At 54.6% G+C, this 15,412-nt stretch carries 17 protein-coding genes; all 17 read right to left on the bottom strand.

The window, feature by feature from the left end; translation table 11 throughout:
• Positions 1 to 4: 4 nt before the first annotated feature.
• Positions 5 to 307: a ferredoxin family protein gene (locus KQX66_RS27230; RefSeq protein ID WP_010500576.1), complete on the bottom strand. Its 303-nt coding sequence runs from the start codon at positions 305 to 307 to the stop codon at positions 5 to 7.
• Positions 304 to 1,599, bottom strand: a complete 1,296-nt coding sequence (locus KQX66_RS27225; RefSeq protein ID WP_216796015.1) for an FAD-dependent oxidoreductase — start codon at positions 1,597 to 1,599, stop codon at positions 304 to 306. The genes KQX66_RS27230 and KQX66_RS27225 overlap by 4 nt, the downstream gene beginning before the upstream one ends.
• A complete protein-coding gene (locus KQX66_RS27220; RefSeq protein WP_216796014.1) occupies positions 1,592 to 2,617 on the bottom strand; it encodes an electron transfer flavoprotein subunit alpha/FixB family protein in 1,026 nt (341 codons plus the stop codon). Before KQX66_RS27220 ends, KQX66_RS27225 begins: the two co-directional genes overlap by 8 nt.
• Positions 2,614 to 3,450 carry an electron transfer flavoprotein subunit beta/FixA family protein gene (locus KQX66_RS27215; RefSeq protein ID WP_216796013.1) on the bottom strand — a complete coding sequence of 279 codons (837 nt, stop codon included), beginning with the start codon at positions 3,448 to 3,450 and terminating at the stop codon, positions 2,614 to 2,616. Before KQX66_RS27215 ends, KQX66_RS27220 begins: the two co-directional genes overlap by 4 nt.
• A gap of 170 nt (positions 3,451 to 3,620) precedes the next feature.
• Positions 3,621 to 4,730 carry a PqqD family peptide modification chaperone gene (locus KQX66_RS27210; RefSeq protein ID WP_216796012.1) on the bottom strand — a complete coding sequence of 370 codons (1,110 nt, stop codon included), beginning with the start codon at positions 4,728 to 4,730 and terminating at the stop codon, positions 3,621 to 3,623.
• A gap of 132 nt (positions 4,731 to 4,862) precedes the next feature.
• Positions 4,863 to 5,024: a thiocillin family RiPP gene (locus KQX66_RS27205; RefSeq protein WP_010500571.1), complete on the bottom strand. Its 162-nt coding sequence runs from the start codon at positions 5,022 to 5,024 to the stop codon at positions 4,863 to 4,865.
• Between the two features lie 41 nt (positions 5,025 to 5,065).
• The gene (locus tag KQX66_RS27200; RefSeq protein ID WP_157261643.1) at positions 5,066 to 5,221 is read right to left on the bottom strand and encodes a thiocillin family RiPP; all 156 of its coding nucleotides are present in this window, start codon (positions 5,219 to 5,221) and stop codon (positions 5,066 to 5,068) included.
• Between the two features lie 4 nt (positions 5,222 to 5,225).
• A complete protein-coding gene (locus tag KQX66_RS27195; protein WP_216796011.1) occupies positions 5,226 to 5,936 on the bottom strand; it encodes a nitroreductase family protein in 711 nt (236 codons plus the stop codon).
• A gap of 16 nt (positions 5,937 to 5,952) precedes the next feature.
• Positions 5,953 to 7,671, bottom strand: coding sequence for a SagB family peptide dehydrogenase (locus KQX66_RS27190; RefSeq protein WP_216796010.1), 1,719 nt, complete (start codon positions 7,669 to 7,671; stop codon positions 5,953 to 5,955).
• A 12-nt stretch (positions 7,672 to 7,683) separates the two neighbouring features.
• Positions 7,684 to 8,325 carry a TOMM precursor leader peptide-binding protein gene (locus KQX66_RS27185; RefSeq protein WP_216796009.1) on the bottom strand — a complete coding sequence of 214 codons (642 nt, stop codon included), beginning with the start codon at positions 8,323 to 8,325 and terminating at the stop codon, positions 7,684 to 7,686.
• Positions 8,326 to 8,340: 15 nt separating this feature from the next.
• Positions 8,341 to 9,618 (bottom strand): YcaO-like family protein, encoded by a 1,278-nt coding sequence (locus KQX66_RS27180; protein WP_216796008.1) that lies wholly within the window; start codon positions 9,616 to 9,618, stop codon positions 8,341 to 8,343.
• 2 nt (positions 9,619 to 9,620) lie between these two features.
• Entirely contained in the window at positions 9,621 to 10,775 is a 1,155-nt protein-coding gene (locus KQX66_RS27175) for an ABC transporter permease (protein WP_216796007.1), read from the bottom strand.
• Positions 10,772 to 11,716, bottom strand: coding sequence for an ABC transporter ATP-binding protein (locus KQX66_RS27170; RefSeq protein ID WP_054974533.1), 945 nt, complete (start codon positions 11,714 to 11,716; stop codon positions 10,772 to 10,774). The genes KQX66_RS27175 and KQX66_RS27170 overlap by 4 nt, the downstream gene beginning before the upstream one ends.
• Positions 11,717 to 11,956: 240 nt before the next feature.
• Entirely contained in the window at positions 11,957 to 12,865 is a 909-nt protein-coding gene (locus tag KQX66_RS27165; RefSeq protein ID WP_216796039.1) for an urea transporter, read from the bottom strand.
• 51 nt (positions 12,866 to 12,916) lie between these two features.
• Positions 12,917 to 13,936, bottom strand: a complete 1,020-nt coding sequence (locus KQX66_RS27160) for a HoxN/HupN/NixA family nickel/cobalt transporter (protein ID WP_216796006.1) — start codon at positions 13,934 to 13,936, stop codon at positions 12,917 to 12,919.
• A gap of 23 nt (positions 13,937 to 13,959) precedes the next feature.
• Positions 13,960 to 14,781 carry an urease accessory protein UreD gene (locus KQX66_RS27155; RefSeq protein ID WP_216796005.1) on the bottom strand — a complete coding sequence of 274 codons (822 nt, stop codon included), beginning with the start codon at positions 14,779 to 14,781 and terminating at the stop codon, positions 13,960 to 13,962.
• 2 nt (positions 14,782 to 14,783) lie between these two features.
• Positions 14,784 to 15,395, bottom strand: coding sequence for an urease accessory protein UreG (gene ureG, locus KQX66_RS27150; RefSeq protein ID WP_216796004.1), 612 nt, complete (start codon positions 15,393 to 15,395; stop codon positions 14,784 to 14,786).
• Positions 15,396 to 15,412 lie beyond the last annotated feature (17 nt).

The raw sequence follows: 15,412 nt of genomic DNA, 5'->3' as shown, positions 1-15,412 counted from the left end.
GCAGCTACCCCAGCCGGAAGATGATCCCGTGACCGCCCTTGGGGTATTCCCATTTGATGTTCTGATGCGGGCAGCCGATGCGGCAGCTTCCGCATTCGTGACAGCCCTCGTACCCGACGTGCATCCGGATCTCCTCCCATTTGTACACTTCGGCCGGGCAAAAAATCGTACAGATCTTGTCCGGGCACTTCGTCGCGCAGATATCGTAGTCGAGCACGTGAAGATGGGAGTTCGTATCCGCCTTGAACCGGATCAAGTACTGCTTCTCCTCGATGGTCTGCCCTTTTCCCTTGGGCTGGTCGCTCATTTCATCACCCTCCATGCCTTGAACAAGTCTTGGGCGATCTTGAACTTCTCGCCGGCGGTGCCGATGCCCTGCCAGATTTTGCGCTGCTTCTCCCTCTTGCTCGTGCCGTCGACGGTGAACAGCTCGCCCGCCGCCCGGTTCATGAGCGGGATATATTTTTCGAAGTAATGCGGGTATTTCTCAAAATGATGCGTCGCGTCCTTGTACTTCTTCAAGTCTTGGCCGACGAAGCTGTCCAGCAGCCGAGCCCGGTACTTGTCGAGCCGCGCGGCGGAATAGTCCCCTGCTTCCTTCGCTTCCAGAATCGTCTCCGCCGCGAGCACGCCGGACGCCATCGCCATATTCGAGCCTTCGCGGTGAATGGCGTTGACGAGCTGAGCCGCATCCCCGACCACGATCACGCCGTCTCCGACGACCTTCGGCATGGAGCGGTAGCCACCCTCCGGGATCAAGTGGGCCAAATATTCCTGCTGCTCGCTGCCCTGGATATACGGACGCAGGATCGGATGCGTCTTGACGTATTCCAGCAGCTCGTACGGCTTCAGCTTGCGCTTGATCAGCCCGGACAGCATCGCTCCGACGCCGATGTTCAAGCTGTCCTTGTTCGTGTACAGCCACGCCGTGCCGAGAATGCCATGGGTGGAATCGCCGAAAATCTCGAACGTACAGCCTTGGTCGCCTTCCAGACCGAAGCGGTCTTCGATAATTTTGCGGTCCAGCTTCAGCACTTCCATGACGGCCAGCGCCACTTCGTCCGGACGGAACTCCTTATGGAAACCGAGCGACTTGGCCAGCAGCGAATTGACGCCGTCCGCGAGCACCACGACGTCGGCATACAGGTCTCCATCCGGGCGGTCGGTGCGGACGCCGACCACGCGTCCGTCCTGGGTGATGCATTCGAGCACGACCGTCTCGTTGATCAGCAGCGCGCCCTGCTGCACCGCCTTGTCCGCAAACCACTGGTCGAACTTGGCCCGAAGCACGGTGAAATTGTTGTACGGCTCCTGCCCCCACTCCAGCCCTTTGTAGCTGAAGGTGACCGCCGATTCTTTATCCAGCATCATGAACCGCTGCTCGACGATCGGCCGCTCGACCGGCGCGTCCTTGTAAAATCCCGGAATGATGTCTTCCATCGTTTTGCGGTACAGAACGCCGCCCATGACGTTTTTCGAGCCGGGGTACTCCCCTCGCTCGATGAGCAGAACGTTTACGCCCGCTTTGGCTAACGTATAGGCGCACGACGTCCCGGCCGGACCTGCGCCGACCACGATTACGTCGAATTTTTCAGCCATATTGAGGCACCTCGCTTTGCAGCGCTTTTTGGAACGCTTCGATCAGCAGCGGGACGATGACGAACGCATCGCCGACGATGCCGTAATGGCAGGACCCGAAGATCGGAGCGGCGGGGTCCTTGTTGATGGCGATAATGAGCCCCGAATTCTGCATCCCGACCAAATGCTGGATCGCCCCGGAAATGCCGATGGCAAAATAAATTTTTGGCGTCACAGTGACGCCCGTCTGCCCGACCTGATGATGATGCTCAATCCATCCGGCCTCCACCGCATCGCGGCTTGCCCCGACGGAAGCGCCCAGCGTTTCCGCCAGCCGGTGAATCAGCTCGAAGCCGGCCGGACCGCCGAGCCCTTTGCCTCCGGCGACGATCACGTCCGCTTCGTCGATCCGCACCCGCTGCGTCGTATCGCGGACGATCTCCAGCACCTTCGTGCGCAGGTCCTCTTCGCGGACGGAGACGGCTTCCTCGACGATGTCCCCCTTGCGCTTCGGGTCCGGGGCCAGCCGCTTCATGACCTTCGGACGCACGGTAGCCATTTGCGGGCGGTCCTTTTTGCACAAAATCGTGGCCATAATGTTGCCGCCGAACGCCGGTCGGCTCGCTTCCAGCAGCCCGCTCTCCGCATCGACGTCCAACTGCGTCGTATCCGCCGTCAGCCCCGTCGCGAGATCCGTCGCCACGGCGCTGGCAAGGTCCTTCCCCGTCGATGTCGCGCCGAACAGGAAAATTTCCGGCTTGTGCTTCTGGCAAGCTTCGATGACGGCCCGCATGAACGATTCCGTCCGATAATAATGAAAGATCGGATTGTCGTACAGGTAAACGGCATCCGCTCCGTATGCGATGACATCGGCGGCCAGAGGCCGGACGCCGTCGCCGATGAGAATGCCCGCCAGCGGCACGCCGCGCTTATCCGCGAGCTTCCGCCCGGCCCCCAGCAGCTCCAGCGACACCGGCGCAATCGCGCCGTTCTTCTGCTCGATGAACACCCACACGCCGCGGTAATCCTGAAGGTTCATCCGGTTTCACCTCCGTTTTGGACGCGGAAGAGCTCTTTTTTCTCCAGCAAAATCGACAGCAGCTTGCCCGCCTGTTCCGCAGGGGTTCCCTCCAGCAGCTCTCCGCCCTTCGGCTTCTCCGGCGGCCATACCTTGGCGACGATCGTCGGGGAGCCTTTGAGCCCGAGCTTCGTGCGGTCCACGTCCTCCAAGTCGTCCACGGACCAAACGACCGGCTGGTAACGCGCCGCCCGCAGCATGTTGGGCAGCGGCGAATACGGGATGTCGTTGATGTCCTTTTCGACGGAGAACAGACACGGCAGCGTCGACCTTACGACCTCGTAGCCGTCCTCCAGCTTACGGTGGATGATGGCGTAGCCTTCATCCTTGTTAATTTCAACGATCTTGCGGACGTTCGTCAGCGGCGGAATATCCAGTCTGCGAGCGATGCCCGGACCGACCTGGCCGGTGTCTCCGTCGATGGTCATTTTGCCGCAGAGGATCAGATCGATCGGCTTGATCTTGGCGATTTTGTCGATCGCCTTCGTCAGCGAATAGCTGGTTGCCAGCGTATCCGCCCCGGCGAATGCGCGGTCGGTGATCAGGTAGCCTTCGTCCGCGCCGATCTCGATGCATTTGCGAATTGCCTTGACCGCGGGCGGCGGTCCCATCGTCACGACGGACACCGTTCCTCCGTACCGCTGCTTGAGTCGCACCGCCTCTTCGACGGCATGCGCATCGTACGGATTGAGGATGGCCGGCGCGCTGGAGCGGTCCATCGTGTTCGTTTTCGGGTTCATCTTGATGATTTTCGTATCCGGCACCTGCTTGATACAGGCGACCAAATGAAGCATCGGCAGTTCCCTCCTTGTCGGACGCTTCGGTTCTCGACAGCGGCCCGCGAGACAGGCAGTCTTCCCCGGGGCCATGTCCATCTTCTCTTTATCAATCTATTGGCTGTCCGCTCCTTTTATTCGGCGATATGAAAAAAAGAAGCCGTCCGTCCTGCAGAACGTAATCGTGTTCATTGAAAAGACAGGCTGGCTTTTATGGAATACAAGGCGATCATGTACAATAAGCCGATAAAGTAGGCGATGCTCAAGGTCGAATAAAGCGCATACTGGATCTTTTTGGATCTAGGGAGATGAACCAAATAATTCGGCAAGGGTCGGAAGGCGGCTTTACAGAGCAAATAATGGAGCGCCCTTCTTCGCAAATTGAATTCGCCCATCAGGGCCTCGATCGTGCGGAGTCCGTCGCTGGGCAGCAGCGGATTGGCGTTAAACAAAAAGATCGTGAATTGAATTCCCAGCAATACCTGGAACTGATCCCCCCACCAACCGCTGCTCGAAAGAGAAATTACTGCGGATATTGCCGCTCCGGCCAAATCAAAAACAGGCCCGACCCACGCTGCCATGGCCCGGTCGTATTTATTCCGCAATCGGTAGGTATCCGTTGTATCCACATAGGCAATAGGAAAAATATAGTACAACAACCCGATACCCGCTTGGCGAATTTGGATTCCAAATTTTTGCAGAACGACTGCATGCGCCATTTCATGTAAGCACAGGTGAAACATGAGCACAGGAATAATAATCAGCCAGGACAGACTGCCGGATATCGCCGGAAAACCGCGGTAACCGAAATAAAATGCAACCATACAAGCTGCCAGCAAAGCGACAGTGCCGCAAGCCAAATAGAGCGAGCTTCTCGGTATAAGCTCCAGCCAATTCGCGAGCGGAGCGGGGAATGCCCTGGCGGAAGTAATAAGCGGAATTCGAAGCACAGGCCGCTTCTGCAAGCTGCCGACGGAACGACGGACCCCTTCCTGGGGAATCGGGTCCGTATTCAACATGCGGGCCTGTCTGAGCTGTTCGAAAAATTTATCGACCGCAGGCTTAACCTCCTCGGAGGGTTTACGGTAATCTTTCATCAACCGCTCGATTACCTCGTCAACGGTAAGCGACTGGTTGATCCATTCCACTACTTTTATGCCTAGAGGAGATATTCTCACATAATTTCCTGCGTTGGGATTGTAGAGCATGGGCTGATCATTCATTCCATAGACAAGCTCAACGCCATCCGCCAGTCGGGTCTGATCGTCTGCCTGCTCCCGAACCTTTTGCGCCTGCATTCCTTAGGGTCCCCCTCCTGTCCGGAGAATAAAAAACGAACAAGGAAAGTGCCTCCAGAACTTTACCATCCTGGAAGCACCGTTTCGATAACTTCATTCAAAGATTAAGCCGCTCTTTTCTTAAAACAACCGTTACCAGGAACCGTAAGTACCGGCGGTGCCAAAGGAGCCCCCAAGCGTCCCCAAACTGCCCGCCGTCCCCAAACAACCGAGGATGACGGCGGCATCCAATTGCTCAGTGAGTTCCTCCGCATACAGATCCAGATCCAATTCCAGCTCCATTTCCTTTTGCATAGCTCTCGCCTCCCTTGATTAAAACACTATCGTCGGTTCGCCTAAAAATCGTGGCAGCCGTAAGTCCCTACGGAACCAAAGCAGCCGCCTCCGGTACCGAGGGTGCCCGCCGTCCCGAAGCAGCCTAGAATGATAGCCGTATCCATTTGCTCGGAAAGCTCCTCCGCATAAAGATCCAGCTCCAGCTCCTTCTCCATGTTCTCACCTCCTTTCCTGAGGGAGATGGCCAAAAGCGTAGGCGACAAGCTGCATTTCTCGATACCCGTCGATTTTCGCGGTTTCATAAAGATATTTTTGAACGATCCCCGCAAAGATGCATCCGCCGTAGCCTAACGCCAGGGAGGCTAACCACATCCGCTGGGCTGCCATTCCTCCACGCACCAGCAGTTGGCGATGTCCCGAGCTGCCCTGCCGGCATAAGACCGCACCCAGTTTTCCGGTAATGACGACGATCGCCGGGGCTAACGAAAATTCCCGCTGCAAAACCATGTGCTCCAGCTTTCCCGGCTCCATCGCTCCGGCCCTCTCCAGCTCCTGACGATACGGGCAGTACCGGTAAAGCGCCGGAGCAACATTTTCCACATTGCTAACGTATACGACCAAGCCAATGTCCAATCCGGCCTCGTGCTCTTCCCGCCAATCGGCAGCGTCTCCCTGATAAGCGGAATGCAGGATCGTGAAGAGATCCGCTTTGTCGACAGGGCTATCGCTCCACTGGCGGAGAGCTTCTCTGGCTTCGATCGCCCGATAGACGGGAGAGCCTTCACGCAACGGTACGAGCGGAGGAACCTCCAACGAACGCGCTTCTCCGCCCAATAAAGCCGGAGGGATTTCGGAAAAGGCTTGTTTGGGCAAGGCCGTTTTCGTATCCTCAATCAAGTCCGTAACAATCCGGTAAGGTTCGAAACGCAAGTAAAAGCACCTCCTTCTAATAGATCGCCAGCACTCCCGAAATCGTCTCGCTTTTCGGCATAAGCCGCAAGCAGTCGGCAAGAACGTAATCGTCCCATCGGGTAATCACTTCGTTAGGCAAGCCCAGACCATTGGCGGTTACGCTCATCTGAGCCAAGGCGACCCCCGCGTCCAGGCATGCGATCCGATAGCTAAAGGAGTTGTATTTCACGGATACCTTTCCCACGTTGGAAGCCGCGACGAGCAATACGGCAGGCGCATTCCCCGTTGCGGGTTCAACCGCTTCCCTAATCAGGGCCTCCGCTTGTTCTCCGGACAACGCCTCGATCCAGGCTAGCGAATGCTTCTGGGGCTCATAAAAATATACTCCCGCCCCAATCCCTTCCACGCGGCGAACGACCAGATAAAGCTCGACCGAGCCTAAATTGCCGCCTGTGGCGGACCATCGATTGACTTGTCCGTTCTCCAGTGATTTGATCCCCGCGCCGTACAGGGCGAGCAGTGCAAGCTGAGGCAGCGTAACCGGTGGGGACAGTGTTGACGAGGTTTGTCCGTTCGCCAAGCTTGGCAGCGTTCTTTTCTCTGGCCTTGGAAGCTCACGGTAAGGCGGCAGGTCTAGCATGGGAAAATTCGTAACTCGTTTAAAGCTTCGTATCAGCTCGGTATTGCTCGCTCTATAGTGGATCTGATGACTTTTGGGCGTGGTCAGGTTGTGCGATGGAAAAGCGACCGAATGTTCATAGACGACGGCCAGAGGCACTTCTTCGCATATGAAACGATCGATGGGACGGCAGCGGCATCCGGGAACAAAAGGCAATCGAAGCTGACGGGTTTCCCAATTCCCGAAATCGAGTTCATACACATACTGTCCGGAAAACAGAGGATTGATCCGGCTGAGGCAGTAGATGATTTCCTGGAGGGTGACGCAGACCCAGAACTCCGTCATGTCGGATTCCTGCCTGATCGTCCGATGCATGCGCGGGTGAGCCTTCTCAACACAGCAATAACAAGGGGTCTCTCCCCGCTCGAAGTAAAACAGCTCCCCTTTTTCCCCGGATACTTCGCTAAGCAGCCAGCGAATACGATGCCCGGCGCAAAATTGATCCAGCTCCCGCATCTGCTCCGGCTGAAAAGAGCCGTCGTTAAACACAACCATCAGCGAAGCCTCCCCCTCCAAAGGAAAGGCTTCCCCCGGCAAACGAACGCGAACATCGATCAATCCGATCCGCCTGAGCTCCTGCTCAAGCAGGCTTCCCCATGGAGAAGGCGCGAAGATTTCCAGCTTCGCTTGCGACAGTCGGTATATGGCCTCGGCCCCGCTTCGGTTGACTCGGGTCGTATCCACATGCCGCCGAAAATAGTTAAGCGTCTCCTTGTCGTATCGGCTTGTATCGATAGCGTGATCTGCCGCCGCATCCTCCAATAACCCCCGCGCATACAAAAAAACAACGGTTTGATACAAAACCTCCTTGCTGCAGGCAGGAAGCGCATGTTGCAGGTCGTCCAGAGTCCGGGTCCCGTCCAGCAGCGGCAATAAAACCGGCAAAAGGGTACCGGTCGATTTGCCGCCCAAAACTTGCCGTTCCTCCGTCCCTTCAAAGAGAAATTTCTGGCCGGAAAGCGGAAGCATCGCGACTTCCCGAAGAAACCGCGGGTAAACCGGCACACGAAATTGCATATCGTTCCGAATGGCGTTGGCCATATGCACCGCATCAATCTTATGGGCTGTTATCATCGGCTCGGCACCTCACCCTTGAGTAAATATGGACTCATACTTATCCAGCAGCACGTCATAGCTTCGTGTCGTTTCCTCCCTTTGCAAGCCGCAATGCGGACAACCGTGGAACCCGGTCACTTTTCCTTTGCGGGTCGTTCCCCGGATCACATGAATCTCGTAGACGGTACCCGCCTCATTCTTCATGTTGCACCGCATCCGGCGCTCGATATCCAAAAACAAGTGGACCGCCATTCCGGCATGCGCTTGCAGGAACCCTTGGGGACCCAGTCGGAAATCCCGGACATATATATCCTGGGACTCAAGAATATACTTCCCGTGTGGAGCATGCTGAATTTGCCGTTTGGAAAAACAGGTGTAGCATCCTTCTTGTCCGGGTACGACGACCGGACCGATCGTTAAGGCGGGATGATCCATGATGATCGGGACCCATGGCGTTCTCCAAGCGCCAGACAGCTTGTCCATTAATCGGCCAAGCGAGGACACCGGACGCCATGAAGCCACGATATGGAGCCGGGCATGCGGCCAACCGGCAGGGTAATACATCCCGTTTTCGTCCGCTTGCGTAATGACGACATCTTGCATTTTAGCTTCGAGCCTCCGGGCGACTTCCATTCCAAAAGCGCCCACAGCGATGATATGAACCGTGTCCATTTTCCGCTTCACTCCTTACGCAAATGGCTGCGGCCAAGCGTTAAGTTCTTGTTCCCCTCGTACGGCATGCCCCATGAGTTTGGGCGCTTCATATAAACGGGGAGTTCCTAAAAAACGGGCCCGATAGCTGAACGACAGGGGCATCAAGGTCGGAATAATCACCCGTACGGCATATAATCCCGCTCTTTTGGCTTCATCCGTGGTCAGATCTACCGCAAACACCTCGTGTCCTTTGGACTTCAGCCGGTTCACCAGATTCGCAAGATCGGTTCCCGGATGCCCCGTATCCAGCGCGCGAATTCCGGACAAATTCTTGCTAGCCGGGGTCCGGAGCAGAAAGTCATAAGCCGATAATCTTTCATGACTGCCCATATAGGTGGCGCCATCGTATACTTTCATAAAATCGTCCAGATGTTCCGGGTGCTTCATTCCGTTCTGCAACGCGATGCGGGATGATGCGGATTCTCTCATTAATTTTGTCAATGCGTGATAGGGATTGAGTTCAGTGGAGCACATAACCATAGCGGCTAATTGCTTATTGTGAGGGGCAAGTTGAACGCTGTAAAACGTAGGGATTCCAATGTCGGTCGTGGCATCGAAAAAAATTTGCTGAACGTGTCGGTTTCGCTTCAAATTGTCCAGATAGGGCTGCACCCATTCCGGATAAGCATCCAGGCGAAGCCTGGGCAGCTCCAGTTGCTGCAGCCAAGTGACCGCAATCGCATCGCGTTCGATCACCTCGCAGATGGCGCCTAGCAGCGCCTGTTCCAGAGTACGGTGGGCCGCACAGCCGGTAGAGATCGGCAGCCATATGTTCTCCCCCGCACTCATCGTATCGAAGTTGAGATAGACCATGATCGCCGGCAGCCAAACCAAGCGCCCGTCGGTTAAGGAAAGGCCCCGCACCCATCGGATGGGGAGGTTCTTATCCGGCTTTTGCAGCGGACATCGCGGATGGCGCAGCTCCGAGTCCGAGCATCTGGGGATACGGTCCAAATCCAAAGCTTCTCCTTCCAGCTCCCGGCCCGTCGCCCAAATCATTTGCTTCTCGTCGTAGATACAGCTCGCATAACGCTCCAGCGTTTCGGCAACCGCTCTTAATCTGGCTTCCTCCCCGGTCAAGCCGCTGCCCGCGCCGTCGGCGGAAAAAGCCATCGTGGGAATCACGGCGGATATATTTCCCGTTAATCCGCTATACACTTCATAAGAGGGTTCGCCCGGCAGCGGGGGCAGGGAGATTACGTTTTGCAGCAGCCCGCCGATGGGTTGAACCAGCTTTTCGACAAAATGCATGGTCATCCTCCGATCCGGAACGATTTTTTGGCATTTTTGCGGGCGTCCTTACGACGGCCTCTTTCTTGGTCGGAACGATCGTCCCACTGAAAAGTATACCGAGCGATGACCAGAAACAGCGCTGCCGTCGCCGTCATCACCAAGCAATCGACAACTAAAGACGCCATCGCTTCCGTCCCGGTATTGACGAATTTCCTTAAGCCGTCGCCGAAATAAGTTAAGGGCACGTACTGCGAGAACGTTCTAATCAAAGGAGGCATCCATTCCAGCGGGTAAAATAAACCGCAAACAATCATTAAAGGCCCCATAATCAGTCCGATAACGCCGTTAACCGCTTCCTGGGAGCGGAGCATTCCTCCGAGCATGTAGCCCAAGGAAAAAAACATCAGCAGCCCAAAACCGGAGACCATTAATATTCCGGGCACGGACTCCGCGGTCACTATGCCGGTTTGAAAACTGTAGACCAGCATGATCGCCACTTGAATCATTGCAATGACGGCCCTGACCAAAATTTGCGATGCGACCAGGTTAAACCGATTCACGGGCGTCAGGGCAAACAACCGCAAGCTCCCTCTTTGCCTCATTTGAATAATCGGAACGGAAGTTCCCGTAAGGCTTAAAGAAAGAAAAGCCAGAATCAAGACGGAGGGGAAGGTAAACTTCAATATGTCGAACGGCTTCCTTGCATCCCCTATCGGCTCTGTTACCATCTGCGGTCCGCCGGTCGGATGAAGCTGATCGTATAGCAGGCTTTTCAAAATCAGAACGAGATCTTCTTTATTCCGGTCGTAGACCAGTCTGACCGATCCTTGCGCGTCCAGCGTGCGCGGCAATACAACGGCGGCATCCAGCTCTTTCTTCGCAAATTTGGCGGTCAGCTCCGCTTCTTCGGCATTCGATGCCTGAAACCGGTCATGCTGCCGAAGCTGTTCCGTCAGACTTTGCACCTTAGCGTCGCTTCCGGATGCCATAACGATCCCTACCTTGATCGGGGCAGGCTGGGATTGATAAGAAATGAAAGCAAATAGAGCAATAAACATAAAGGGAAAGACAAGCACAAAGAAAAACGTCGTCCTATCGCGTACCAATTCCCGATAATTCATAAGAAACAGCTGGATAAACGCATTCCAGTTCGTCTTGATACTCGCTTTGTTCATGCTCCCTCTCCTGTCAGAGATTTGCCGGTCAGCTCCAAAAAGACGTCCTCCAGATTTCCCCGTTTGATCAGCAAATGCGTCCAGCTCCCGATATTAAACTGGCCGCTGCACAAGCGCGCTACGGTAGCGTCCGAATTCGTCGAGACCAAAGCTACTCTTGTCCTGCCGGAAGCGCGGTCCTGAGCGGCTGAGCTAATTTCGGGAAACGATTCGATCCATTTCAGATCGCACTCGTCTTCCGTGTAGAACTGAACGATTTTTTCGGTACAGTAGGTATGGATTAATTCGTCCGGCGTGCCTAAGGCGATCATCCTCCCTTGATTCATAATCGCCACCCGATTGCACAGCGCTTCGGCTTCTTCCATCGAGTGGGTAGTCAAAACGACCGTCCGCTTTCTCTTTCGAAACGCCAAAATCGCCTCCCATAAATCGCGTCTTGCTCTGGGGTCTAGCGAGCTGGTGGGCTCGTCTAAAAATAAAATTTTCGGGTCGGAAACTAAAGCAACGGCAATCAGCACTCTTTGCTTCTGCCCGCCCGATAAATTTTTGACCAAGGTGTCCGCTTTATCTTCCAGACCGGTTAGCGGAATCAGTTCGCGGTAATCCAGGCCATGTCCGTAAAAGCTTGAAAATAGCTTTAAGGTCTCCTTCACCGTTAAATGAGGCAAAAGACTGGCCTCCTGGGGCTGTACGCCTATTATTTTTTTGATCGCGTTGCGGTCCGACTGTGCATCCCATTCAAAAATGCGAATGGTTCCGCTGGTCGGGTTTCTCATGCCGACGATGCTCTCAAGCGTCGTCGTCTTTCCCGCCCCGTTCGGACCGAGAATGCCGAAAATTTCTCCTTCCTCAATCCGTAAGGTAAGACCTTCTACGGAAGTGACAGACCCGTATCGCTTGGTAACTTCTTTGAGATTTACCGCCGCTATGGTTTGTGCCAACCTTAAAACGCCCCCTATCCCATCGAGGCTACGAAACGCCCGAACCAATAAATGTAATTAAATCCAAATAAATAATTTTTATCCCAATTAAAAATAGCATAGGAGATTGAAAATAAGAATAGGCTCTTTTTCCTATATATTTTGGTTTTGTTTACAATTATTTACTTTATTCGCACTTGGAAAAGCCCGGCAGCAGCACCCTTTTGCATCAAGTGTCTGTTGCCGGGCTTTACGGCCCCTTTATAATTTCGGCAGCACCTGCCGGGCGCCGAGAAAAATCCAAGTCACTATTACAAAAGGCAAAGTCAAGGTCGGCATCCCATACGACTGAAACCACGTATTCAATCCGGCCGTCACGGGTACGGTACTGACGGCAGCCAGCAGGCCAACCAGCAGCGCCGGACGCTTCCTGGCGTTGAACACAGAGGATACCGCCATCATCGTCAAAACTGCGTTATACCCAAATATTCCGAGATTCAGATTCGTAATTTCCGCTCCCATCAAGTAGGCTGTCGGCCAGGCGATAGCGGTCCCCAAGACCGCCAATAGCCCCAGGCGCCAATTTGCCAAAAATATGCCAATAAGGATGAGGATTCCGGACAAGAAGCCCGTCTGGAAATAGACCTGATCAATCCCGTTGAGCAAGCCCGAAGCCAGATCGATCTTCCCGGCGGTGTTCATATGCCAGTGGGCAAGATCCTGGGGAATCAGCCCCGGGTCAAGCCGGAGCGCACTCAAATGATACGATGCCAGCAGGAAGAGCCAAGTCACCACCGTATACGGGAAGGTAAGGACCGGTATGTTGGTACGCTTGAACAAATGCATGAACGCGGCCGTACATAACGTGCCGAGAGCGGCTGCCCCCAGAATCGTGGCGAGATTGGCCGTCAGGAAGGTGGATAAGCCAAGCCCGGTTAGAACGGCATTAAATCCGAACAATCCCTGATGGACGGCCGACTTGTCGGCCCCGCCCAGATAACCGACCGAGGTGCCGATCATCGCGGATAGAAGGGCGATCACGCCCAGCTTGACATGAACCGTCGCCAAGGCGATGACAATAATAAGGCCTGTCCAGGCATTCTCGATCAGGATCACTTGGGAGACGCCCTTTAAGGATGCAAGGACAAAAGGAACCGGGTTCCATTTCAGATTGAGCGCATCAGCCTGAAGCTGTCTGTTCAGAATAGTAATTCCTCCTTTCTAGCCCCACTTCTCCTCAATTCGGAATACCCGCCATATTCCATACGAGACCGACCAGGTCAGAATGAAGAGGACGACGAGGATATAACCGACCGAGCCCAGATCCAGATTTTGCATATAGCTCCAGAAAGCGCCCTCCAGACAGAACTGTTCTGCCGAGGTTTGCATAATTTCAACGAATGCAACGAACAGGGCGGCAATAACGGACATAGCCGTCACCGTCAGGTTATAATACATTTTGCGTATCGGCTTGTTAAAAGCCCATTGATAGCTGGACGTCATAAACACGCCATCCGCCGTATCCATCAGACTCATGCCGGAGGCGAATAAAATCGGCAGCGACAGGACGCCGATCCACGAAATGGAGCTGCTGGCCGCATTCTGGGACATGGCGAGCAGTCCGATCTCCGATGCCGTATCGAAGCCCAGGCCAAACAGGAAGCCAATAAAATAAATATGCCAGCTGCGGCCAACCAGTTTGAACAGAGGACCGGTCAAGCGAGCTATGAAGCCTCTTGAATCCAGAAGCTCCTCCAGCTTCTCTTCCTGGCCGGGCATCTGTTTCAGCTGCCTGAATATCCGGTACATATGCACCAGAATGAACAGGTTGATGAGCCCGATCAGCAGCAGAAATAGGCCGGAGACGGTTGAGCCGATCACGCCTCCCCATTGCTCCATCATCGGCAGATTGCTTTTTACCCAGTTCATGGAGACGACAACCCCAACAGTTAACAACAGGACGACGGTCGAGTGGCCAAGCGAAAAATAAAAGCCTACGCCTTCCGGGTCCCTCTTCTGCTCAATAAGCTTGCGAACCGTGTTATCAATCGCCACGATATGATCCGCATCAAAGGCATGACGAAGCCCAAGGGTATAGGCTAGTACGCCAAGTCCCAGCATGGCCGGATGATGCGGAAGGGCGGCGAGCAGGAATGCCATTCCGAGGATATGAAGGCCCACAACGCTCCCAAAATATTTTATCCAGGGTTTGCCCGCTAGTGTACGTCGTAGCAGCATCATTTCACGGCTCCTCAGGCGTTAATTTAATATTTTCTGAGAAACACAGGCTTAAGCCCCAGCCATTGCTCGCGAACCAGCCTTTGGCAGGCCGCAAATAACCGCTCAATATCTTGTGTGGACGAAGCGAGTACACGCACCGAAAATCCGGGGACGGGGAGCATGGACAGTCCCACTCTGCACGGGGCTGTCCCGGCGTCCATGGCCTCATAGAGCTGATCCGGAAAATCCGAAGTCATCTGTTCCCCGACGACGATCAGCGACCCGAAATGAGTGTACCCCTCCAGTAAACCAATGCCTGTCAGGTCATGCTCCGAAGGAGCCAGTCTCACCTGATCGTATACGGCCAGATCACCGTCGACATAAATTTCCGTTTTCAATCTGAGCTTGTCGTAGCTGAATAGTTCGCCATCCGGCGACCATCCGGGTGTTACGATATCACTGAAGATGAGCGTTGAGCCCCGCTCCATCCGAATCGTTGTCTTTTGCTTGTACTGGGCATGCCGGTAAGCAATGAGCGGATCGGGTACATATTCCAGGAAGCTGCCCTTCTTCATCCTGATCTCCATATCCTGAACCGGCGCCGTATTTCGGGTCTTGTACACTTTGGTCGACGATTGGGTCGTGAGCAATAGTCTGGCGTCTTCGGCAAGCTCGATATCCAGCTTGTACCGGTCACCGTCCACATATCCGCCGCCCGGATTCAAAATATAGTAATGCGGCTGTCCGGATTCGTCGGGATACAGTGGGCGGGTCAGCTTGAATGCATTTTCATAGTACAAATCCGTCGCAATGGTCTTCCCTTGCTTAGGCGCAACCGCCAGCCGCAGATATCCCGTCCATTCCATGGTTATTCCAAGCCTGCCAGCATGGCATTGTCCTTGATCCATTGGATGACTTCATCAAGGCCCTGATTGTCCTTCAGATTGGTGAATACAAACGGCTTGTTCCCCCGGAACGTATGGGTATCCTTAGCCATCACTTCCAGGCTTGCGCCGACATAAGGCGCCAAATCGATCTTATTGATAATGAACAGATCGGATTTGATCATACCCTGTCCGCCTTTACGTGGAATTTTCTCGCCCTGCGCCACGTCGATAATATAGACGGAGAAGTCTACCAGCTCGGGGCTGAACGTCGCCGCCAGGTTATCGCCGCCGCTTTCCACGAATATAAGCTGAACCTCCGGATGCCGCTTCACCAGCTCATCAATGGCCGCGAAGTTCATCGACGCATCCTCCCGGATTGCGGTATGCGGGCAGCCACCTGTCTCCACGCCAATGATCCGGTCTGTCGGCAGTACGCCGTTTTCCATCAGGAATTTCGCATCTTCCTTGGTGTAAATATCGTTGGTGACGACAGCCATGCTGATGTCATCGCTCATGTACCGGGTTAATTTCTCGACAAGCATGGTTTTGCCGGCGCCGACAGGACCGCCGATTCCGATTCTGATTGCTTTCATATCCGTTCCCTGCTTTC

The sequence above is a fragment of the Paenibacillus oleatilyticus genome, assembly GCF_018998565.1.
Classification (GTDB): Bacteria; Bacillota; Bacilli; order Paenibacillales; family NBRC-103111; genus Paenibacillus_G; species Paenibacillus_G oleatilyticus.
This window is presented reverse-complemented; position numbering and strand designations above follow the sequence as displayed.